Origin of the sequence: Paenibacillus silvestris, from assembly GCF_009882985.1 — a bacterium.
GTDB lineage: Bacteria > Bacillota > Bacilli > Paenibacillales > NBRC-103111 > Paenibacillus_E > Paenibacillus_E silvestris.
Genome location: NZ_WTUZ01000038.1, coordinates 44,966 through 68,868 on the forward strand (window position 1 = coordinate 44,966; position 23,903 = coordinate 68,868).

Here is a 23,903-nt window from a genome sequence, read left to right on the forward strand (position 1 = left end):
CTCATTTATCAATGATTACGGTTGGTGCATAGGGGTAACCCAGCTTACGGGAGATCTGATGCGCAGCCGCCTTGATGCTTTCTGCCATTTCGGGCACAACGTCTGGTGCAAATCGGTGCATCGCCCCGGATAGGCTGACTGCACCCTCAACAGTCCCGTACATATTAAAGATTGGAGCAGCCATACAACGCGCACCCTCTACAATTTCTTGATCATCCATTGAAAATCCTTGCTCTCTTACCTGAATTAATTCAGCAAGTATCGATTCAGGGGAAGTAAGCGTATGTTTGGTTATCGCCGGCAGTCCATGACGTGCGATTAGCTCTATAACTTCATCCTCCGGCAAGTAAGCTGTCATGGCTTTTCCCATCGCGGTTGCGTGAAAGGGGGATCTGGAACCAACCGTATCCGTCATCCGAAGCGGCTGCGTACTTTCAATGATGTCCACATACAGCACCTCACCATCCACTAAAACACCTAAATTAATCGTATCTCCATAGCGCTCTGAGAGTTTTTTCATTTCATGCATCGCAGATGCTCTTAGTGTGTTGCGCTCCAACAGCCCTCGTGTCAGCATTAATTGCTTGTAGCCGAGACAATACTTGCCGTTGTCGTCGCTTCTACTGATGAAGGCCCGCTGTTCAAGCGTCAGAATGATGCGGTACGTCGATGATTTGGGTTGATCGAGCAGATCCGTCAGCTCCAGCAAATTCAGAGAACCATGTTCAGCCAGCAGCTCCAGCAAATCCAACGCTTTGTCAATCGTTTGGATGGTGTAGCGTTCCTGTTTCTGACTTACATCCATGCTCATAGGTAGGTTCGCTCTCCTTCGTTAAGATAGCTTAATGAGCTGCCCGCCATCCACCACGAGGCAGTGGCCCGTCATATAACGGGAATCGTTCGTTGCCATAAAAAGCGCAGCGTCTGCAATCTCCTCCGGCACCCCGGCGCGTCCCATCGGAATCGTTTGGAGATACGGCCCAAAAGCGCCCGGATTATCAATCAGAGGTTTCGTTAGCCGTGTCTCGATAAAGCCCGGACATAGCGCGTTAACGCGAATGCCTAACGGCGCAAGCTCAATAGCCATGGACATGGTGAGCAAGTTGATGCCGCCTTTGGTTGCATTATAGTGCGCTTGATCTTTCTCCGCAGCGAGGCCATTCACACTGGACATGTTAATAATTGAGCCGCCTTTGGCTTGCTTGACAAGCACTTTCGCAACGGTTTGCCCCGTGAGGAATGTTCCTTTCAAATTAATCGCCATATGCCGGTCCCATTCCGCTTCCTCGATCTCCAGAAAGGATGCCGGGCTGCAAATCCCCGCATTGTTAACCAATACGTCAATCGTGCCCCAATGACTTAGTACCGTATCTACCATACGGTCAACATCCACTTTGTACTGCACATCGCCATCAATCCAGATAACTTGCCCGCCCAGTTCAGCAATTTCCTGGGCTGCTGTTTGAAGTGCCGCCTTCTCCCTCCCGGTGATAGCCACCTTGGCTCCTTCAGCGGCAAAACGGACAGCCGTCGCCTTCCCGATACCGGTTGAACCGCCGGTGATAAGCGCAATCTTATCTGTCATTCTCATCCGGATTCCCCCTTATAAGCGAGCCAGCGCCTGATCAACAGCCGCTAACGTCTCTTCGATTTCCTGTGCGCCATGTGCAGCAGAAATGTACCACAGTCCATTGGATCGAACGAGCACACCTTCCTCCAACATATACCCTGAAAACTCGGTATACTTAGCCGCATCCCGCTTCATAAAGGAAGCAAAATCGTCTACTTTCGGCTCCTGCGTAAACATCATATGGAATACAGGCCCAATATGGTTGATGAGGCCAGCAATCGCGTGTTTCGCGAGTAAGCTGCGAATCCCTTCGACCAGCTTGCTTGCGTTCGTTTCCATTCTCGCAAAAGCCGCCCCCTCCTCCTGCGACAGTTCCGCAATAGTTGCCAGAGCAGCTGCCGTCGCAACGCCATTCCCATTCAGCGTGCCCAGATGGCTGACCGTCCCATTTTCAATCAGCGCCATGATTTCCTGCCTGCCGGCCACAGCACTGATCGCGATCCCTCCGCCTAAAGCTTTGCCAATCGTGATCAAATCTGGCTTTAGCCCGAATCTCCCATGCGCGCCGCTGAGACCAAGCCGGAAACCAGTAATCACCTCATCCAGAATCATGACGATGCCTAGCTCTTGGGTCAGCTCCTGCATGCGCTCCAGATAGCCTGGCTTCGGCAGCACACAGCCCGAATTGCACATCACAGGCTCGGAAATGACCGCCGCAATGTCATCCTTATGCTCACGGAGCGCCGCCTCCAGCACGGCAGCGTCATTCCATGGCAGCAAAATAACTTCCTCCAGCGCCCTCTCGCTCTGTCCGCCAGTACCCGGGACACTGACTTTATCCTCCACAGCGCCGGCTGCTGCATCAGACCTTCGCATATCCGAGCTTGGAAACGAGGTGAAAATCGTATCTGACCACCCGTGATAATGACCGTGAAAGCGGACGACTTTGCGCTTGCCCGTGTGCGCCCTAGCTAATCGGAGCGCCAGCATGACCGCTTCTGTGCCCGAGCCGCTTAATGCTACCTTGTCTGCACAAGGTAAAATTTCTGTTAAACGACGGGCTAACGCGATCTCTCCTTCATGCTGAAGTCCGAAGGTAATCCCGCGCTGCATGGCTTCATAAACACGTGAGGCAGTTGTTTCATGCGCATGGCCTAGAATCAAGGGTCCATAACCGAGCAAGTAATCAATAAATTCGTTACCGTCCACATCTCGAATTCTCGGACCTGATCCTCCTGCGGCGAATAAAGGTGTGGGTTTCATCGCACTTCTCAAGGAGCTTGCCACTCCGCCAGCCAAGTAAGCTTGTGATTCCGTATATTTCATCTTCGAATTCTGGACCTGCTTCATCGTGAATCCTCCCTATTCCATACTTCATGCTTCATCGAACACCCTGAATCTCGGTATTGGCGCAATCGTCTCATCTAACGGATAAACAGGACGTAGAACCCTCTGATAGTCAAAATGCACCAGATTCGCGTTGCAGCAGCCCGGTGAATCCACGTTGATCACATGCTTGGCGAATAATCCGAAGGCTGTCTGCCATGCCAGCGCCGATTTGGCCACGATGATGTGATAATCAGCCGGCCATAGCCCGACCGAACGCACATGACCGACGTCCCACGGGGCCACCCGCTTTTCCGTCAAAATAAGCGTCAGCTGTCCGCATTCGACCACGGCCGTGAAGCCCATCTCCGCGCGTTGCCCTGTCATATAAGGCCCGGCGTGCCGATAATGCCCGTCGAACAGCAGTCGGACTTTCCCCTTGACCCGGACCGGCTTGCCGTGCAGCGTATCGCTTTTACCGCCGACCCAGCCTTCGAACTCGCCTCCGATGCCGGCGTGTCTAGCAGCTTCCACCGCTTCCTGATCGCGGATCACGATCAACGCTTTATGCGGCAGGTGAGTGATCAGCTCTGCTAACACATGAGTCGCATCAGCCGGTGCCCCCCCTCCAACATTATCGGAGCCTTCTGCGATAATGACGGGACCTTCCGGCTGGGCAAGAGCCTCAGCTACGGCTTCGCGTGGTGTCAGATAGCTGACATTAAACGAAGCCTTGAGGTCGATGGCCATCTGCGCAAGTTCCGAAGCACAGCGATGGGCTAGCTCCGCATCTCCGTCTGTTGTCACAACAAACGACATGCCTGCATCAGGCACATCACTGTAGGGGAAGCCTCCTGCCACTGTCACATTGAGGACGGCAGGGATGCGCTCCATGCTGAACGCAAGTTCCATGAGCTGCTGCATGCTGCCCTCATCCGTCAGCATGCCTTGTGGTACGACCAGCATTCCCGTATGCGCCAATGCCCGTACCGGGCGAATATTCCTTCGGATTTTACGGATAAGCAAATCAAAGGCCTCGACAGCCCGTTCATACATATCTACATGTGGGTACGTATCGTAACCGACGATCAGATCCGCATGACGTACCATTTCCTCACTAATATTGCCATGCAGATCAAGTGTCATTGCGATGGGATAATCGGTCCCCAGTTTCGCTCGCAGACGCTTGAGACATTCGCCTTCATAATCAGCATATTGCTCGGATACCATGGCGCCGTGCATGATGATGACAAGTCCCGCCGCACTGCTGTCGACACTTTCCACAAGTTCATCGATCAGCGCGTCTCCTGCAGCCGCTTCCACCATTCCGCTAGGTGTCGCCGCTGCGTACAGCCCTGGAATCAACTGGACCCCATGACTTGCAGCCGCAGCGATCACCCCGCCCATGGAGGTCCTTGTTCCCGCGTACCGTGAGGTAAATGCTTCCAACCCAACTGTCCACTGATCGCGAAAATGCGACAGATCCGTTACACCCGGAGCGAACGTATTCGTCTCATGCAAAATACCGGCTACCGCAATCCGCAGCTTACGGCTACTCATTCTCAAAGCTTTCTCCGCAACGCGCAGCGGCGTAAGCGATAGCATCAATCTCCACTAAATAGCTGCCGATGGAGCATCCAATAGATGTTCTAGCAGGAAAAGGCTTCTTCATAACATTTTCATACGCTCTGTTATAACCAGGGAAATCCTCCTGTCTGGAAAGGAAAGCATTGATTTTCACGATATGGTCAAGCGAAAGTCCAGCCGCCTCCAAGATGATCTCAATATTGCGCAAGCATTGAACCGTTTGTTCCTCAATCGTTTCGCCTACGACTTCACGAGTAGCGGGGTCCACGCCGACTTGGCCTGACACATAGACAAAATCGCCAGCTCGGAGCGCCTGGGAAAAAGGAAGTGGGAATTCAGGCGCAAGGTTCGTATGAATGTGCTTTGACATGCGTATCATTCTCCTTTATATGGCTATTTCAGTGTTCGTTCTTGCTACTTCACTTTGCCTCTAGCATCCACCGTGATAATTCGCTCCAATTGCCCCTTCCGTACCCCCACCAGTTGATCATGCAAATTGGTTACGGCGCAGCAATGATTCGGAATGATGGCGAGTGTGTCGCCAATCTGTAATTGAACACCAGCTGGAACGGTCAAAATGCCATGCTCCTCGCTGAGCCTCTCCACGAAGATATCCGGGCATTCCGTGATCATCCCGAAACCTTTGCGATGGGCGCTGCTGTCATTCGATAGTGTCTTCGAGCCGGCATCGACGATCACAGTGCCCGGTCTCGGTGTGCTGACGACAGTTGCATAGATGCGCATTGCGCATTCCTCTTCGCCGATCAGCCCTGTGTACAGCTGGGAGCCGTCGCCAAACACGTACGCTCCCGGTCGCATCTCAGTGACTCCGCTGCCGGCGAGTGCGCCAATGAACTTCGACGTCGGAGTTGAACCGACGCTAATGTCTGGCACATCGACGCCGAGCCTCCTAAGCGTGCGCTGCGATTCCAGCAGCGCCTCCGCCTCGGCCAAGGCGACCTCCAAGCAATCGTCGGCACGGCTTTTGCCGTACGCTTGGCCCGCATGCGTCATCAATGCGGCAAGCTGGATGCCAGGAAGCTTCGCTATTTCTACAGCCAGCTCAGCCGTCTCTTCCCCAGGCTCTTTCCCACACCGGTTCAAGCCGCTGTTGACATCCAGATAGAGTGGAACTCGCAGTTTCAGATGTTCACCAAGCTCCGATAACCCTTTGGCCGCTTCGTAGCTATCTACGCTGATAGATACCTTGATTTGCTGCAGCAATCGCCCGAGTCGCTCAAGCTTAATACGGCCGACGATCGGGTAGGCGATTAGGATATCGTCTATGCCTCCACTCGCCATAACCTCGGCTTCGCCTAATTTTGCTACCGTTATGCCGGAGGCTCCGTGCCGCAGCTGCTCTTGTGCGATCCAAATACTCTTATGCGTCTTCGTATGTGGCCGTAAACGTACGGCTGCGTTGGACGCTAATTCGGCCGTACGCCTCAGATTGGCATCCAGCCGATCCAAATCAATCACAATTGCCGGCGTATCCATGTTCGCCTCGAATTTCATCCCTTCACCGCCTTTTTCCCTAAAGATTTACGGTTTGGCCATGTAAAATAACCTGCTGAATACGGATTTCTTCATCAATAAGGAGAAGATTGGCCCGTTTGCCTTGCGCGATGCTCCCCATCTGGCCCTCCATGTGAATGACCTTTGCCGGGTTGAGTGAAGCCATCCGGAAAGCCTCCACAATTCCGACACCCGCATGAACCATCATATTACGTACGGCTTTGTCCATCGTCAGCCGGCTGCCGGCCAAGTGGCCAAGATGGTTCCAATTCACGTCGGAGGCATCTCCCTTATCAACGCCGGCATCCGGCATCGCATCCGTAATAATGATGACACGATCCGTCCCTTTTGTTTTGTGAATCAGCTTCAGCATCAAAGGGCGGACATGAATGCCTTCGGCATCTGGAATCACTTCGGCATAGATGTCATCATGAACAAGAACAGCTTCATCGACGCCAACTTCACGCGTCCCTCCGTAGCGGGAGGGCGAGGGCGTTATGCCAGAAGCATTGGTGCAGTGACAACCGATTCTCAATCCTTGAGGAACAAAACGGAAGATCTGCTCCGCAGTCGCCTCGGAGTGACCGACAGACAAGGAAATATTGTATTTGGCCGCTTCGGTTACAAAAACATCCTGACCATCGAGTTCAGGCGCCAACGTCCAAACCTTGATTCGATCACCGGCTGCCCTCAGTATTTCACCATATTCCTGCGGATCAACCGGACGGATCGGGGATGTGATGGCACCGTATTTTTTATTAATATACGGTCCCTCCATATGAATGCCTACGATTGTCTCCACAAATGGCTTGCTCGATTCCATCGTTGCCAGTATGGTTCGAAGTCCGTCCCGTACTTGCTCCCGACTCTCGTTGTATGTAAAAGTAGGAAGGATCGCGGTCGTCCCATGCTTCAGATGCGTAAGTGCAAATTCATAAGGCTGCTCCCACGACCACACTCCGCCACCGCCATGGCAATGAATATCAACGAAGCCTGGAGCGATATAGGCGCCTGCCGCATCCAGCACCTCACACCCCGTCGGCACTTCCATGCTGCCCGCTTCTCCTACACCGACGATCCAGCCATTCTCGATGTGAACGAGTCCATTCGGGATCAGCCTGTCTGCTGTCACGATCGTGCCATTTTGAATCACGAAACTGCCTTTTGCCGACATCTAGCCACCCCTCAACATAAATTGAAACCACAGTTTCACTGATGAGTATAACAACTCGCATACGGGCCTAAAAGATAAAATAACTCAGATCGAGCCCACCTAAGAAATGCGACCATTGCTGGCCAGAAAACGCATTCATATAGAACAAAACCAATAAAATTCTACTATAATCCAAGGAATTTAACCTTTTCTGGGCAGTTGAGTAGATTCATTACTTTTGCAAATAACGCCGATTTCTCCATCTATTTCCCGCGATTCTTCCACTTTTGGCCAACTAACTGGATTTTCTCCTGCTAATTCTCATGTAATCAGGGGGATTCGCCCAACTGCCGACGATTTAGCTGGAGCTTCTCCTGCTATTCCACTCCCAGCCACTCTACAGCGCAGATTAGCGGGAGATTTTCCATCTATTTCCGCAGAATCCCCCATAAGACCACCTCTACAAATCTCGTGAACCCAGCAGCTCCGCGCCAATCATCACTACTTCATGTTCCCTTTCTACTCCTCTTCAACAAATGCGAAATCCATCCTCATAAATAGAACTCCTACTCATAAGCTATATACATACTTGCAGATTGGATGTGACATGCAATGGATTCCTACACGGCACAAACTGGCGAGACCTTAAGAAGTGTCGCCTATCGTATGCGTCTGGATATACAAAAACTACTATCTCTCAATCCCCACATTCCAAATCCCGATACTTACATAGCTGGACAGACAGTGAATTTAGTAAGAATGATTCATATTCCCATCGCTGCACCTCAACCTCCAGAAACCGATCTAAAACAGTGGATTCCTTTAACTTCACTAGAAGAGATGTCACAAACCGAATACGATGTGCTCATTGTTGGTGCTGGTGCGGGGGGGCCTGCTGTTCTATGGAGATTATGCCAGCAGTGGGGACTAAACGGTAAACGCATTGGCATCGTCGAGAGGGGCGATCTCTTAATTCCCACGCACAGTATGAATATTCCTACATTAAATGCATCGCGCAAACGGGATTTCTACAAAAATATCTCGTACCCGCTGGGCAAATCCCAACCCGAATATCCAGGAGCCTCACAAGTTTTCGCGTTAGGAGGCAAAACCTTATTCTGGTCAACGGCTTCACCTCGCATGCATCCCGCCGACTTTAACGAATGGCCGATTTCTTACGAAGAATTGACCCCTTACTATAACATCGCTGAGCGCGTAATGAATATTTCGAAAGGATATACACAAGATTCCACGATTACTACGATGATGCTCGAAATCCTTAGAGGGAGCGGTTTTCCTGAAATTACAGAGCTCCCGACAGCCATCGATCTTACAGCAACGAAGTTCGGTCAAGTCCATTCCAACGCTTTGTTTAGTTCCATTGCCTTTCTGGGTTCAGCTTTAAATCAAAGACCGTTTGATTTAGCCGTTAATGCAAGAGCTGTTCAAATCCTGTCCGAAAATGGAAACGCAACCGGTCTAAGAGTCATGTCTCCCGATAAGAAGTCTTATGTCATCAAGGCAAAAACCATTGTCGTGTCGGCAAGCACTTGGGAAACCCCGCGCCTTCTCCTATCTTCCGGCATTCCAGGAAAAGCGATTGGTCATTATTTAATGAATCACTCCAAAATCGTGGCGACTGTTAAAATTGATCGCAGCTATTTCCCGGAGGTGCTGGGAACGCTTTTTATATGGAAACCTCGCACCCTTATTGAGCCTTATCAAATGATCCTATACGGTCCTGATCTAGAACGATATCTATGGTACCCCGTTTTTGAAAATAAAGAAGTCCTCAAGGAATTTGATATCGGTATTGAAACTTTAGGTGTTGTCGAGCCGCAGTTTGAAAATTATATCGCTCTAAACCACGCTAGCGTGGACGCGTATGGGGTGCCTGACATACAGGTTCGTTTCTCCTATAGCGAGAAGGATAAGGCCATTATTGGCAAAATGCTGCAGGCCACAAACCATATGGTCGCCAGTCTGCTAGGAACAATTGGCGCAAAAAACCGCCAACCTGAATTATCTTTCTATGTACCGGGAGAAGATTACCACGAAATGGGGAGCTACCGTATGGGGAATGATCCCTCTACTTCGGCAACGAATCCATATGGCCGTATACACGGCATATCGAACCTATACGTGGCTGACAATAGCGTAATACCCTACAGTGGTGCTGCCAATCCTACATTAACAACGGTTGCTTTAGCGATCCGGACGACGGATCATATCATCCATCAACTAAGTAAATAGGCCCTGCCGACAATCCCGGCAGGGCCATACTCAAACTTCCGTAGAACGCCGAACAACCAGCTCTCCTGAAAAGAGAGGCGTCTCAGCCGTGTTTCCTTCTATTGTGTCCAGCAGTAATTTCATAGCGGCTTCGCCGATCTGCGGACGAGGATAATGGATGGCTGTGAGCGGCGGATCGGTTTGCGAAGACATCAGAATATCCTCGCAACCAGCAACAGCCAGCTGACTCGGCACCCCGACACCAGCCTTGCGACAAGCGGCGAGGCAGCCAGCGGCCATCAAATCATTGGCACAAACCAATGCTGTGAAGAGAGCTGACTGACGCATCAATTCAGCATGCAATACCCGTTCAGCCGGCTCAAACCTGCCTTCCCCATCCAACAAATCCTCTGAATACCAAGTACAACCTGTTTCCCGCAACACATGAATAAAAGCCTGCAGCCTCACTTCATAATGCTGACCAGCTTCACCACTGCCCATGAAGCCAATCCGAGTATGGCCTTGCTGCTGCAAATGACGGATCAGCTTACTCATCTCAGCTTCCCAATCCAAATCCAAATAGGCTACAGAAGCTTCCGATCCCGATCTCATGCCCGACCCCGCCGGCCTCAAAACGGAGACAATCGGCATATCGAGCGTCTGAAAATGCTCCACCACCTGCGGCTTCAGCGCTTGCCCGAGCAGTAAAATGCCGTCTACTCTGCCCATGAACAAGCTCTTGAGCTGATCTTCTTCCTCTTGTTTATAGGTTTGGAAAAAAACAAAGTACCCTCTGTCTTTCGCATGCTGTTCGATACTTATTAACAAACCTGCCTCGAATGGATTTCCGAGGTAATTAATCAGCACGGCAATCTGTCGCGACTTTTTCGTTTTCAGACTTTGCGCTAACAAATTCGGTTGATAGCCCAGCTCACGAATGGCTTCCAGCACTTTCTGCCTCGTCTCTTCCTTCACAATCTCCCGATTGTTCAATACATAAGAAACGACCGCAGAGGAAACTCCTGCGCGGTCGGCTACATCCTTCCTAGTTACCATTCGCTTTCACCCTAACAAACGTGATCAAATTCCAAACGTGTTGCCCCCGTTAACCGAGAGACATTGCCCGGTAACAAAGCCTGATTCTGACGACGCCAAGAACACGACAGCATTCGCAATATCCGCCGGCTCGCCAACTCGCCCTAATGGCACACCTGCTTGGTAACCTTCCGTGCTGACTCCCTCATGGCGCTCCACAGGTATCCAACCTGGTGCAACCAAATTGACCCGGATTCCGTGCGGTCCCAGCTCGCTTGCCCATGATCGCGTCATGCCTACCATGGATGCCTTGGCCGTGACATAGCTGGAGAAGTTGGCGTTCCCGATTTGCACGACTTCGCTGCCGATATGAATAATACTTCCTTCTCTCTTCACCTTCATCCCCGGGAGCACCGCTTTCGCAAGCAGTAAAGGCGCTTTCACGAAGAAATCAAGTTGATCCAAGTAAGTCTGCCATGTACTCTCTTCAATGGATAGCATCGGCTGAGGGCCTGTCGCATTGTTGACCAGAATATCAATACTCCCGCCAAAATGCTTCTCCACTCGCTCGATGAGCTCGCTAACTTCTCCCTCGCTGGTGATGTCAGCGCGAAAAGCAAAAGCGCTGCCTCCTGCGGAAGTAATCAGCCGAACCGTTTCCTCTGCATCCTGCACGCTATATGCATAGTTAACAGCAACATTCGCTCCTGCTGCTGCAAGTGCAGCTGCGATATGACGCCCCAGTCCGCGTGATGCTCCGGTTACAAGCGCGATCTTTCCTTCTAATCTTGTTGATGAACCCAAGATATCCACCTCTTCCAAGTGAGCTTATTTGTAGATGCTTTGACCAGCATCCTGATTGTACAGCTCCTTTAATGGTACCATAGATTCGGAAGGAACATAATATTTAAACGGATTCTCATCAATGACCCCCAGAAGCTGCTTCCGATAAGGAGACGCGTTTTCCAGCAGTCGATCGGATGCCGTGCGGTAGTCAATTGGTCTCATCCAGATCGGGCTATAGCCTAGAAACAACTGTCGACGTGTAAATACCGAGCGATTAGGCGCACCGGCATGCCAGAGGTTTTGCGGGAATATGAATACATCACCAGGCTTGCCGCATACTTGTATTTCCCCTGCCACCTGACCATCTACGTCCTGACTCTCTGGATGAAACGGCTTGTTATGCGAGCCAGGGACGATTTTGGTATTACCACGATCCGGCTGGGACATATCGCTTAAGATATAGCATGTTTTAATGTAATAGGTAGAGGTGATGCCAGCTTGCTTCGGAAACTGTGGATGCGGACCATCTTGATGCCAGTTAATGAAGCTGTGTGACTCGGTCTTCACATCGTTGGGATTCGGTTTACGTACGGTTAAATGTGAAATATGCAGCTGAATGTTATATCCGAGCAGATTAACCATCAGAGGAAGCAGCGTCGGTTCATCGATCAGGGAAGCTATTTCATCGTCCCTCTCAATGCTGTTATAAATGTTATAAGCTAATGAATCCGGTTCTTCAGCCACAACTCGGTCGATGGCAGCGTTCAAACGATTAACTTTTTCTGCTGACAAAACGCCTGGCAGGATCAAATAACCGTTTTCGTTAAACTGCTGAATAAGTGCAGGAATATCTAATTTTGTTTGTGTCATGTGAACACACTCCTCGATTTTTAGTTGTATATGGTAATTGTAACCATTTAATTTACACGTGTAAATAGTGTTTTTAAAAGAAAAGGAAGCCCATTTCTCCTTCCTTTTCCGCACGCTGTTCCCTCAACTGCTCCCTCAACTTCAACTCAACTACAACTTCTACTTCACGTAGCCAAGCTCTTTAATCCTTTTATCTGAAGCATCTAAGAAGGCCTTATAATTCATGGAGCTTTCCAGAGTCTTAAGGAAGCTGTCATACTCACTGAGCGGACGCTTGCCGTACAAGAATTTGGAGAACTCTTCTTCAATATAGCGACTCGCATCTGCGGCATTATATCCATTCGGCATATCGACGAATCCAGCCAAACCATCAATGTGCGGCTGTTTGCTCGCATACTCCATATACTTCGCCTGCGGACCGAATTTCACTGTCAAATATTCCATTTCCGGACGACCTGCGAATTGGTATAGCCAGAAGTAACCGCCTTCTTTGCCCATCAGGTCTGTTGGAACAACTTTACTGCCATCGAGGTTGAAGTGTTTGCCTTTCACCCCGTATTGCACTAACAAAGATCCATCCTTCGAAGAAACATAATTCAGCAAGTCGATGACTTTCTGCAGTTTCTCCGGATTTTTCTCAAGGGACTTCGGTACGGCGTACAATGCTGCTGCCTTACCAATGTCATAGGCGCTTGCGAATTTGCCGCCAGGTCCTTTTAGAGCATCAACTTGCACCCATTTGGCATTCGGATTCACAGCTTTGATCTGCTCAACAAATTGGTCCTTCGTCACATTCGGCCAATCCAGATAGACGATTCCTGCTTGCCCTTTAATCGCTTTTTGTTGATGCTGAAGGCCTGAGTTAGCCAAAAGCTCGGGATCTACAGAACCGGCAGCAATCATTTTCTGAATAAAAGCAAGCGCATCTTTCATCCCAGGATCATACAGCGAGTTCACCACTTTATTATCTTTCACGTAGACTGTAGGTGTGCCGCCATCCATCCCAACGCCATAGGCTCCAAAAATGGTATCAAAAGCTCCCAGTTTGCCGCCGGTAAGGCCATACGTATCTTTTTTTCCATTCCCATCCGGGTCTTTCTCTGTAAATGCTTTAGCAACTTCGAGCATTTCCTCCGGCGTAGTTGGAATTTTCAGACCCAGTTTGTCAAGCCAATCCTGGCGAATCCAGTACGTGTTGTAGGGAACTTGCGGTGACTTCGCGATGGCATACGTTTTGCCGTTCAGCATCCCCTTCTTCAAACTGTCAGCCCCAATAAAATCTTGTACCGGCTTAAGTTTATCCAAATAAGGCGTGAGATCAAGCAGAAGACCCTGATCAGTAAATTGCTTTAATTGCTGACGATCTACAGCGAATAGATCTGGGAAGTTCGCTGAAGACATACGTACGTTTAACTGATTTTTGTAATCATCGCCGGATGCATACACAGTCAAGTTGAGATCTGTGCCCAGTGCTTTATCCAGCTCCTGCTTAATAATGTCCTGATCAGGTGAAGGAAGGCCGCTGCCTATTTCAATAATGTCAAGCTTAACGGGCTTTGCGTTAGCAGCCGGTTTACTGCTTTCCGCAGCTTTGTCAGCAGGCTTATTCGCAGCAGGTGCTGCACCGCAGCCGGCAAGAAGCGTTCCACCGGCGAAAGTCATGGCGAGAAGAATTGGTACGAGCAATTTCTTTTTCATAGATACCCCTTCTTTCTTTTAAAATAAAAGTTGCTTCTATTGTCGCCGTTACAGAACGAATCAGGCTGCAGTCCTGATGCACTGAGCGGGGTCAACCTTTGACGGAGCCCATCAGCATTCCTTTGGTGAAATGCTTTTGAATGAACGGATACACAATAATGATCGGTAAGCTTGCGGCAATCACAGACGCCATTTGCATCGTTTCGGTAGGAAGCATATTCTCGGCGTTCTCCAGCGGTTGCTGGGTCAGCATGAGAATTTCGCGAATAACGACCTGCAAGGGGAACAAATCTCGATCCGTCACATACATAATCGCTTGGAAGAATTCATTCCAGTGGCCAACCATGTAGAACAACCCAATTGTGAGCATAGACGGTATAGAGAGCGGCAATACGATTTGCCAGAGAATCCTGAATTCCTTCGCCCCATCCATCCGAGCCGATTCAAACAGCTCTTCAGGAAGGCTTTCAAAAAAGCTTTTCATAATCAAAATGTTAAAAGCCCAAATGGCATTCGGCAGAATCATCGACCAGACGGAATCCAACAGCCCCAAGGATTTCACAACTAAATAAGTTGGAATCAGCCCTCCACTGAACAGCATGGTAAACACAACCATAAGAAGGAAAAAGCTTCGGCCTGGGAGATTGCGACGGCTAAGCGGATAAGCCATGAGCGAAGTCAATATCAGGTTCACAATCGTACCGACGACGGTAATGAAAATTGTCACCCAGAAAGCTTTTGGAATATTCGTTTCCGTAAAAAGCTTGTAATATGCGCTAAACGTAATGGACTTGGGAATGAGGATGAAACCTCCATTCTTCAGTACCTCGGAGAACGGTGTGATGGACACGGCAAACACATACATCAGCGGTAAAATTGCCGCCAGTGCAGCAAGCCCGAGGATGACAACGACGATCGTATTGACGATCCGGTCTTCCCAGCCTCTTACCATATGCCATCACCCCATTTCTTGGATAAATGATTGGAGCCTAGTACCAAGACAAGTCCAATGGCGGATTTGAATAATCCTACGGCGGCCCCCAGTGAGAAGTTGAGCTGCTGCAGCCCTGTCCGGAATACCCAGGTATCCAAGATATCCGCAACTTGATACACTTGAATGTTATACAAAATATAAATCTGATCGAATCCAGCATCCATAATATGTCCCAGTTTTAAAATGAGCAAAAGCACAATGACATTCCGAATGCCTGGCAGCGTAATGTGCCAGATCATCCGCAGACGGCTTGCACCATCCACACGTGCTGCCTCATATAAGGTTGGATCGATGGCTGTCATCGCAGCCAAGTAGATGATCGCACCCCAGCCGAGGTCCTTCCAAACTTCTGAGCTGACCAGAATGGTCCGGAAGTAATCAATCGAAGTCATGAAGCCAATCGACTGTCCGCCTGCATCTTCGATAAATCGGTTGACGATCCCGGAGTTCTGGGAAAGAAGCGCGACGAGAATACCGTAAATGATGACCCAAGATAAGAAATGCGGCATATACGTTAGCGTTTGCACAACCGTTTTGAACCATCGCAGCCTGCACTCATTGAGAAGCAAAGCCATGATAATTGGCGGTGCCATCCCAAATAGCAGCTTATAAATGCTAATGACGAACGTGTTGACCATCAGCTGCCCGAAGTACGGGGAATTGAAAAACGTCTCAAAGTGCTTGTACCAGGGATTAGCCCAGCCACTGCCGAGAATGCCATCCAATATTTGAAAATCCTTAAATGCAATAATCACACCATACATGGGAATATAGCGGAAAATAACGAAATAAATAACACCAGGCAATAGCATGAGATAAAAAGCCCGAAAGGCCCAAATCTGCTTCGCAGATAATTTAAGCCTCGCTTCTTTTGTTTTTCTACCCGCCTTTACATCCTGCCCTACTACGACTTGCTGTTCCATGAGGCCACCTCTTTTCCATCTGATCACTCGCTTCCTAACGGGTTGAGTTAAGTATAGCAAGCGCTTTCTTTGGAAAATATACAGTGATCCTGCGAAAATGTTCGAATTCTTGCAAACGCTTTATTTGTTTTTTTCTGTCCGTTCATGTTCCATTGCCGGAAGCTCGATTCGAATCAGCGTTCCGATTTCGGGCAAGGAGAAAATCGATAGACCATATGTCGTTCCAAAATGGAGACCAATTCGCTCATGGACATTCATAATCCCGATACCTGTGAATCTATGCTTGCTCGGTGCTTTGTGCCGCTCTTCGAACAGACTGTTCAGGACCTCAGAGTTCATTCCGAGCCCGTTGTCCCTAATTGTAATAACCAATTTATCCTTCACGGACTTAGCCCGTATACGAATGATTCCCTCACGTTTGAGTGGAACAATCCCATGGAAAATAGCATTTTCCACAAGCGGCTGCAGGGTCAGCTTTAGGATCGTTTTGGATAGCGTGACAGGTGCTGCGTCAATCTCCATCGTGAACTTATCCCCGTAGCGCACCTTCTGAATGTAGGCATACATGCGCAATCCTTCCAGTTCGTCCGCTAAAGTAACGAATTCCGTGCTTTTATCAAAGCTGAAAGACAACAGACCAACCAAGGTTTTGATCGTCTCCCGAACCTCGTAAATTTTGTGCTGTTTGGCCAAAGAACTGATGCAAGCAAGGGTGTTATAGAGGAAATGTGGAGCAATTTGACTCTGCAGCATTTTCAGCTCAAAATGCTTCTTGCGACGTTCCGCTTCCTTCGTTTCCTGCATGAGATGATGAATCCGCTCCATCATGGCATTATAGCTTCGCGCCAACCGGCCAATTTCATCATTTCCAGTTGCGTGTATGGTGTGAAGGACTTCCATGTCTCGCACCCGATCCATCTTAGCAACCAATGTGCGTACTGGCAGCGTAATATATCGACTGATCATGTAAGTGCTGGCCAAAACGAGGAAAATCCAGAAAACGCCTGCTGTGCTGAAATTTCGATATAGACTGGCAATATTTTGATAGAAGAAGCTATTCTCATAAAAGGCGATAAAATACCAGCCAAGATTATTCATGCCGGACTTGACCGCAACCAAATCGCCTTCTGGGCCCGCAATCTCCGATGCTCCGAGGGGAAGATCTGATACTTGATCGACGAACCCTTCATCCAGCTCCGGCGGATACACAGACGTATGATAAGGAAGCAGCCGGTAGGAGCTAAGCGGTAATCCAACATCAAATGAGTGGACAACATTCCTTTTGTTCGTGAGGATAGCAAAGGTTTGATTCTTCGTATTCATGAATTGCGCGATCATATTCGTTAATTGAACGAGATCGATTTCCACGACGGCAATCCCCTTTAATGACTTCGTCGAAGAGGATTGAATGGGCAGCACGAAGGCGACTGTTTTACCTGACATGGGGGATTGATAAGGCTCGGTGATAAATATGCCGTAGGTTTGCTTGGCTTTCTCCAGCAGCTTGGGGATCTCCGGATTTCCAATAATATCAAAAGTGGTTTGCGAGTCGGAAATGACATGGCCGTCTACCCCCACCAAATAGAGCGACTTATACAGCGTTCTGTTCATATTCGCATACGAGCGCAGAACACCCGAGGCCTCCTTTTCCATGCCCACATTTAACAGATCTTCACGGGTTGAAATAAGTAAAAGGATATTCTGCACATTGTCCAGATAGGCATTCATGTAGAGATTGGTTCGGTCAATAATAATTTGGGCGTCGGAAACGACCTGCCTGCGAAACAGTCCCTCCGCTTCGCGCAAATTGATGTAGCCGAGCCCCCCTAACAGCACAAGTGTTCCCAGGGACAAAAATAAAAAATGCTTGGCCAACATGCTCCAGCTGCCAAACCACGAGATAAGCGCTTTCATTTTGGTATCATCCCTTTTTATAATCTGTAGGTGCAACGCCGGTCCAATTTCGGAAAAGCTGCGAGAAATAACGGTAACTCGGAATGCCTACCTGTTCAGCAACTTCATACACTTTGAGCTGCGTGTTCTGAAGCAGATTCACGGCCTTCTCCATGCGCAGGCGGGTTACATAATCATTGAAGGACTCCCCGGTTTCTTCCCGAAACAGCCGGCTAAGATAGTATGAGCTGAGTCCCACTTCATCCGAGACGGAGGTCAGCGTAATGGGCTCACCCAGTTTAGTTTCGATGATCCTCTGGGCAAGCTGGACTTCTTTTCGAATTTTCCGCTCGTCACTCGTCCCTGACTTTGGCGCGTTGGCCACCTCCTTGCGTATCCGTTCTTGTTCATATTGCTTGAGATCGACTTCACGTCTGATCGCTGTTCTCGCTTTTTCAATCGCCGTCTTCATATCCTCTTCATCAAAAGACAGCTTCGTAAAATAATCCAAGGCTCCTAACTTCAGCGCTTCTTGGGCATAATGAAAATCGCTATGACAGGTTAACAGGACAAATTGGATGTGCGGGAATCTTTTTTTGACACTGCGAAATAATTCCATTCCATCCATGATGGGCATCGTAATATCTGAGATAACAAGATCAGGCACCAAAGCTATACAGAGTTCCAAAGCCTCTTCCCCATTCTCCGCCTCTCCAACCAGTTCAGCACCAAATGTCGACCATGGCATAGACCTGAGCTCTTGTCTTAACGGCAATTCGTCATCAATGATCAGCACGCGTACGGGGGCGACAGACACATTGCCCACCACCTTTCCTTTCAACCTTGAAATCGCTATCACTCTTACTCACAATGATATCAATTATATCAGCTTTTGTTTATACAGAAATAATGTAAAAATGTATGAAAAACCAAACTCAGACGCGCGTTGCTGCCACCACCACATGGCGGCTGTCAAACCCAGTCAGGGGAGATCTACTCGCAACAAACTCTCGGGACAGCGTGCGCTGAGGGAACTATGATCCCTTATTTGCCTAAAAAGTGGTGCTTGAGCTAGGTGAGGGGAACTGCGGTCTCTTATTTGTTAATTTTCGGCGGAAAATTGGAGTTTTCTGTGAAATAAGACCCTGTAGTTCCGTTTTAATCGAAAATAGTCCTATTTTCTCAAAATAACGCCCTGTAGTTCCGATTCGCTTGCAGAACGGTAGCTATTTGAAGTGTTGGTGGTTGAGCGGCTATTGGTGGAGTTTATGGACCTTTAACTAGTTGGCTACTGTAGACGGAGTTCGTCCGTGTTACTGTGGCGGTTGGTTTATCTTGTGTGATCAGCAGCTGTCGGCTAACGGACTGAGTGGGCCTTATTTGCTGCTTTTGGGTAAGGTTTAGGCTCTAACGGACTCAGGTGCCGTTATTGGCTGTAAAGTTGCCTAAAACAACGGTGAAATGTATAAATAACGTCATCTCAGTCCGATAGCACCTCAATTATCGCTGTAATGAAGCCGAATAGCGGCTGCTAAGTCCGTTGCAGAGCTGTGGCTACTTGAAGTGTTGGTGATTGAGCGGCTATTGGTGGGGATTATGGACCTTTAACTAGTTGGCTACTGTAGACGGAGTTCGTCCGTGTTACTGCGGCGGTTGGTTTATCTTGAGCTGGGCTGGGCCGGGCCGGGCACAGCAGGCCAGACTACCCTAACCAACGCAAAAAAGAGGTTACCCCCAAGCAGAATCACTCTACTTGTAAGTTAACCTCTTATACCTCTACGCTCCACTCACAATCCCTGAAGCACAGCTTTAAGCCTAACCGTCACGTCCGGATAATCGTCCGCAACATTCCGATTCTCCCAAGGATCGCTTCGCAGATGATACAGACGATCCTCTCGATCCCGCTCAGCGATCAGCTTCCACTCTCCGTCCGAAGCAACCCGCCACGAGCTAGGGTGCTGCGGTCCTTCGTCCAAGCCAGACACTTGAACGTCACGCAAACTGGACGTCACTTCCCCGTGCAACACGCTTTTCAGCGAAATGGAATCCTTCGCTTCTTCCATGGTGAGACTCGCCAAGTCCAGAATCGTGCTTGCCAAATCCTGCAGCTCCACCAGCGCATCGCTGTACTGCCCCTTCTGAATGCCGGGCCCGCTAATCACCAGCGGAATGTGCACGGAGCCACGCTCAGGCTTGCATTTGCCGAATTTATCGAAATCCCCCAGCATATCGCCATGATCCGAGGAATAAATGATTACCGTGTTCGCCAAGTCGCCCCTACGCTTGACCGCATCAAGAAGCTGACCGATATTGCGGTCGATATTTTCAAGCATGGCGGCATAATTCTGCCGAATCCCATGCCAGGTTTCTTCCGGAACGCTGCTGTTGTTCGGCGCTGGGAACTCAACCTGCTCCCAATCCGCTTTCATTCGGTGCGTAATATCCCAAGGCTCATGCGGGCCAACAAAGTTCACCATAAGAAACCATGGTTGGTCAGCGGGGAATGTCTCCAGCATTTGCACGCCGTTTCGCGTCAGCCAATTGTCGCAATACGCCTCATCCGGCAAGTCCGTGGCATCCGTTCGTTGGCCGCGATCCTGCATATCCCGCAGGTGAATGTCAGCTAACCCTTCCTGATACAAGTACTTCATATAGGGGTCCTTCGGAGACTCCTTGCCCGAAATAATCGCATCAATCTTGCCAGCATTATCTATGGCATCTGTATAACCAAGCTGGCTTAACTCATCGATCCAGCCATCTAACCCCCACCAGTGGGTGGCTTTGTGCAGGTCGAACTTGCCGACGCCGCCAACACGGTAGCCGTCATCTTTCAAGACCGAGTAGAACGTTTGACGTGACAAATCGTAATTGTGATGATTGCCGGTCACTTCCGGCTTATTGTATCGTAATCCCGATGCCAGGCAGGCCCGGGCCGGTGCGCACAAGGGCGATGAAGTGATCGCCTTCGTGAAGGTGACGCCTTGCTTCATTAATGCTTCTATATGCGGCATTCTGATTGGCAAATCGTCCATGCCCAGAGCCCCGACAACAGCCGATGCGTAAGGCATCCAATCTCCACGATGCGTATCTGGAAATAGAAACAGAAAGTTGGGACGGCTCATCCTCTTTTCTCCCGTTCATGAAGAATTGGATCTTGGACACTTTGCTGCCAAGCTAGAAGCTCCTGTTCCAATCGCTGCAGCTGATCCTGCTTTGCGGAATCCTCCGCCAAATCATGTGTTTCCCATGGATCATCAGATAAATCAAACAACTGCGTCCGATTCGTCCCCACTTCGTCCCTGCGGAAGTAGCGGATTAATTTCCAGCGTCCGTCACTCACCATGCGCTGAACATTTTTATAAGCAGCAAACACACTTTTTCTTGACTCCGATCTCTCACCGGATATCATACCGATCATGCTTTTACCCTCCACCGTTTGTGGCAGCGATGTTTCCGTTAGCTCGCACAAAGTCGGGAAGATATCCATTTGGCAACCAAGTCCGCTGGCCACCACTCCTTGCGGAATCCCGGGACCCTGCATGATGAGGGGAATATGGATGCTGTGATCATACAAACTCTGCTTACCCATCAGCCCATGCTGCCCCAAAGCGATGCCATGATCGGCCGTATATACGATGAGCGTCTGCTCGCGCTGATTGGTTTGGTTTAGTGCCTGCACAATACGGCCGATTTGCTCATCCATTTGCGTAATCATGCTATAGTACTCAGCTAAATGCTGACGAATTTCTTCTGACCTACGCGGAATAGATGCCAGCTTCTCGTCACGTACATGCATCTCACCATTATCAAAAGGATGCTCCGCCATGAAATTGTCTGGCAGCGGTATATGATCTCTCGTATAGAGATCCAAATAAGCTTGAGGCGGAGTCCGTGGATCATGCGGCGCTGTAAAAGCCACGTACAAGACAAACGGCTCCTCTTCCTTATAGTTCTGGATGAAATCAATGGCTGTTTCTGCAAAAAGCTCCGTCGAAAACTTCTCGCTTGGTACCGCATGATCCGCAGGGTACTTGCCTGTGGGATCATATTCATGAATCGGCAGGCCAATATGATCGCCCATTCCGCCAAAGAAAATATTCGCCCCGTCCGCAAAGCTCCGGGCAAAACTCTCCTTACCATTGTGCCACTTGCCGATGCCATAAGTCCGATAGCCCTCTCTGCGGTACACTTCCGGCCATGTCGGGAGGGCCGGATTAATCGCCCATAGCTGCTGATTTTCCGTCTCACCCAGCTTAACTTCCTTCTCCGTTATCGTTGCTTGAAACACATTCGTCCCCGTCAAAAGACAGGCTCGGCTTGGTACGCAGAGTGCAGCCGTTTGTCCCCCCATCGTGTAGATGGATGTAAACCGCACTCCCTCAGCTGCAAGGCTATCCAGAACGGGTGTTTGTATAACCTGATTCCCGTAAGCGCCGATCCCGTCGAATCGATGATCATCCGCAATTAAAAATACAAGATTCGGCTTTTTGTCCCGATTTTCATGTTCTCTCATAGTAACCTCCAGAATCAGATGTTTATTTGATGGCGCCGCTCGTCAAGCCACGCTGCATGTACTTTTGACCGAAGATATACAGAATCACGACCGGAATCGTAATTAAAACAAGTGCTGCAAACACTTTATGATAATCAGAGGTATACTCTTTGATGAAAAATTTGGGAGCCATGGTCACCGTCAACATCGTTTCCTTGCTAATGAAAACAAGCGGAAGTACGTACTGATTCCAGGAGTTTAAAAAAGCAAGAATCCCAATCGTTGTCAGCACCGGTATGGCCAGAGGCAGCATCACGTGAACGAATCTTCCCCACGCATTGGAACCGTCAATCTCTGCTGCTTCCAGAAGCTCGCCAGGTACCTCATCGAACGCGTTACGAGCAAGCAGCAAGGAGAAAGGAATGCTCATCGCGACTTCTGGGCCAATTAAGGACAGATACGTATTCATCCAATGAAAGGATTTAATCGTCTGGAATAAAGGAACGAGCATCGCAACTGGCGGGATCATCAGACCAATCAAACAGATCGCAAACACAGAAGAATCCCCAGGAAATCTCAGCTTGCTGAAGCCAAACGCCGCCAAGGATACTACGATAAGCAGCAGCAGCACGACCGAAGTCGATACAATGAAGCTATTGATTAGAAAATGCGGAAATAAGTCCAAACTTACAACGGCTTGATAATTTCCCCACTGGTCACCCTCGAACGAATACATCACCAGATAAACCATAGGAATCACCCAGATAGCAGCCAGGATTAGGAGTAGAAGATTCATCGTGATCTTCTCAGAGCGTTGCATGCGACCGAACATCTTTTTACCTCCTAACCTTGTTATAGACGCGCAGCTGGAAAGCCGTATAACCAAAGGCGATAAGCAGCAGAACAACGGAAACCGCTCCACTGTATCCCGTTCTATATTTGAGAAGAGACTCCCGGAATAAGAAAGTAGAGATGAGCTCCGTCTCTCCTCCCGGGCCGCCTTCTGTCATAATCCAGATTAAGTCGAATACTTTGAGTGCATGAATAATGCCTAGAATGAGTAAAGTGATGTGGGTACCGCTGAGCATGGGGAAAATAATATGGCGGAATTGCCTCAGAACCCCAGCCCCATCGATTTTGGAGGCTTCGAATATTTCCTGGTCAATATTTAGTAGACTGGTGTAATAAATCAGCATGTAGAATCCTGTATTGGCAAAAATGTAGACGGCAGCAATGGCATTCAGCGCTGTAGCTGGCTCAGACAACCAGGAATGCGCCCAGCTTTCCGCACCGGCAAACCGCAGTATCGTGTTCAGCAAGCCAAAATTCGGCTCATAAATGCCGGCGAAAGTCGTCCCTACCGTGACAACAGCAATGACGTGCGGCAAAAAGAAAATCGATTTAAACAGCCCATCTGCTACCCAAACACCATTAAGCAAGGTTGCAAGCAGGAGTCCAAGCGCCATCGAGAGCGGAATTGTGATAACTAGAAAATAGAGCGTATTGCCAAGTGCTTGATAGAAATTAGGATCATGAAGCAGACTCACATAATTGTCGAGACCAATGAACGCTTTGCTGCCAATGCCCGACCACTCAAAAAATCCGATATATACATTATAAAAAATGCCAAAAAACGTGAACACCGAGACAAAAAGCAATAAGGGCAGAGCAAAATATAAGCCTGTGAAGCGCCCTCGCTTTTTCTTTTTCGATTTGGCTGTTTCTGGTTTCGTTGCCGCTAACGCGATATCCACTTGGCTCCTCCTCACAACCTTCACGAGGGAAGGCCTCCTCCTGCCAAACTGCAGATCACAGAGGCCCGCTTCTCA

General features: G+C 49.3%; 20 protein-coding genes. 1 reads left to right on the top strand and 19 read right to left on the bottom strand.

What is annotated here, in order from left to right; translation table 11 throughout:
* Position 1: 1 nt before the first annotated feature.
* Genes GQF01_RS28755 through GQF01_RS28785 form a run of 7 tightly spaced genes read right to left on the bottom strand, consistent with a single transcriptional unit; the run spans position 2 to position 7,172 of the window.
* A complete protein-coding gene (locus GQF01_RS28755; protein WP_161410385.1) occupies positions 2-811 on the bottom strand; it encodes an IclR family transcriptional regulator in 810 nt (269 codons plus the stop codon).
* Positions 812-832: 21 nt separating this feature from the next.
* Positions 833-1,591, bottom strand: a complete 759-nt coding sequence (locus GQF01_RS28760) for an SDR family NAD(P)-dependent oxidoreductase (protein WP_161410386.1) — start codon at positions 1,589-1,591, stop codon at positions 833-835.
* A gap of 12 nt (positions 1,592-1,603) precedes the next feature.
* Entirely contained in the window at positions 1,604-2,920 is a 1,317-nt protein-coding gene (locus tag GQF01_RS28765) for an aspartate aminotransferase family protein (protein ID WP_161410387.1), read from the bottom strand.
* 24 nt (positions 2,921-2,944) lie between these two features.
* Positions 2,945-4,456 (bottom strand): M81 family metallopeptidase, encoded by a 1,512-nt coding sequence (locus GQF01_RS28770; protein ID WP_235960618.1) that lies wholly within the window; start codon positions 4,454-4,456, stop codon positions 2,945-2,947.
* Positions 4,449-4,853, bottom strand: a complete 405-nt coding sequence (locus GQF01_RS28775) for a RidA family protein (protein WP_161410388.1) — start codon at positions 4,851-4,853, stop codon at positions 4,449-4,451. Before GQF01_RS28775 ends, GQF01_RS28770 begins: the two co-directional genes overlap by 8 nt.
* A gap of 44 nt (positions 4,854-4,897) precedes the next feature.
* Entirely contained in the window at positions 4,898-5,998 is a 1,101-nt protein-coding gene (locus tag GQF01_RS28780; protein ID WP_161410389.1) for an alanine racemase, read from the bottom strand.
* 19 nt (positions 5,999-6,017) lie between these two features.
* Positions 6,018-7,172 (bottom strand): N-acetylglucosamine-6-phosphate deacetylase, encoded by a 1,155-nt coding sequence (locus tag GQF01_RS28785; protein WP_161410390.1) that lies wholly within the window; start codon positions 7,170-7,172, stop codon positions 6,018-6,020.
* Between the two features lie 723 nt (positions 7,173-7,895).
* On the opposite strand from GQF01_RS28785, the gene GQF01_RS28790 reads away from it, so the two are divergent.
* Positions 7,896-9,404 carry a GMC family oxidoreductase gene (locus GQF01_RS28790; protein WP_328803554.1) on the top strand — a complete coding sequence of 503 codons (1,509 nt, stop codon included), beginning with the start codon at positions 7,896-7,898 and terminating at the stop codon, positions 9,402-9,404.
* A 30-nt stretch (positions 9,405-9,434) separates the two neighbouring features.
* On the opposite strand, the gene GQF01_RS28795 is transcribed toward GQF01_RS28790, so the two are convergent.
* The 12 genes from GQF01_RS28795 to GQF01_RS28850 form a co-directional block, all read right to left on the bottom strand.
* The gene (locus tag GQF01_RS28795) at positions 9,435-10,439 is read right to left on the bottom strand and encodes a LacI family DNA-binding transcriptional regulator (protein ID WP_161410392.1); all 1,005 of its coding nucleotides are present in this window, start codon (positions 10,437-10,439) and stop codon (positions 9,435-9,437) included.
* Positions 10,440-10,463: 24 nt separating this feature from the next.
* A complete protein-coding gene (locus GQF01_RS28800) occupies positions 10,464-11,231 on the bottom strand; it encodes an SDR family oxidoreductase (protein ID WP_328803558.1) in 768 nt (255 codons plus the stop codon).
* A gap of 15 nt (positions 11,232-11,246) precedes the next feature.
* Positions 11,247-12,074 (bottom strand): phytanoyl-CoA dioxygenase family protein, encoded by an 828-nt coding sequence (locus tag GQF01_RS28805; RefSeq protein ID WP_161410393.1) that lies wholly within the window; start codon positions 12,072-12,074, stop codon positions 11,247-11,249.
* Between the two features lie 159 nt (positions 12,075-12,233).
* Entirely contained in the window at positions 12,234-13,772 is a 1,539-nt protein-coding gene (locus tag GQF01_RS28810; protein WP_161410394.1) for an extracellular solute-binding protein, read from the bottom strand.
* Positions 13,773-13,863: 91 nt separating this feature from the next.
* On the bottom strand, positions 13,864-14,724 hold the full coding sequence (locus GQF01_RS28815) for a carbohydrate ABC transporter permease (RefSeq protein WP_161410395.1): 861 nt from the start codon (positions 14,722-14,724) through the stop codon (positions 13,864-13,866).
* On the bottom strand, positions 14,718-15,578 hold the full coding sequence (locus GQF01_RS28820; RefSeq protein WP_235960633.1) for an ABC transporter permease: 861 nt from the start codon (positions 15,576-15,578) through the stop codon (positions 14,718-14,720). Before GQF01_RS28820 ends, GQF01_RS28815 begins: the two co-directional genes overlap by 7 nt.
* A 231-nt stretch (positions 15,579-15,809) precedes the next feature.
* Positions 15,810-17,603 (bottom strand): cache domain-containing sensor histidine kinase, encoded by a 1,794-nt coding sequence (locus GQF01_RS28825; RefSeq protein WP_161410397.1) that lies wholly within the window; start codon positions 17,601-17,603, stop codon positions 15,810-15,812.
* Positions 17,604-17,610: 7 nt separating this feature from the next.
* A complete protein-coding gene (locus GQF01_RS28830; protein WP_161410398.1) occupies positions 17,611-18,399 on the bottom strand; it encodes a response regulator in 789 nt (262 codons plus the stop codon).
* Between the two features lie 970 nt (positions 18,400-19,369).
* The gene (locus tag GQF01_RS28835) at positions 19,370-20,704 is read right to left on the bottom strand and encodes a sulfatase family protein (protein WP_161410399.1); all 1,335 of its coding nucleotides are present in this window, start codon (positions 20,702-20,704) and stop codon (positions 19,370-19,372) included.
* On the bottom strand, positions 20,701-22,095 hold the full coding sequence (locus GQF01_RS28840; RefSeq protein ID WP_161410400.1) for a sulfatase-like hydrolase/transferase: 1,395 nt from the start codon (positions 22,093-22,095) through the stop codon (positions 20,701-20,703). The genes GQF01_RS28835 and GQF01_RS28840 overlap by 4 nt, the downstream gene beginning before the upstream one ends.
* A 22-nt stretch (positions 22,096-22,117) precedes the next feature.
* Entirely contained in the window at positions 22,118-22,906 is a 789-nt protein-coding gene (locus tag GQF01_RS28845; RefSeq protein ID WP_161410401.1) for a carbohydrate ABC transporter permease, read from the bottom strand.
* Positions 22,907-22,910: 4 nt separating this feature from the next.
* The gene (locus GQF01_RS28850; protein ID WP_161410402.1) at positions 22,911-23,828 is read right to left on the bottom strand and encodes a carbohydrate ABC transporter permease; all 918 of its coding nucleotides are present in this window, start codon (positions 23,826-23,828) and stop codon (positions 22,911-22,913) included.
* Positions 23,829-23,903 lie beyond the last annotated feature (75 nt).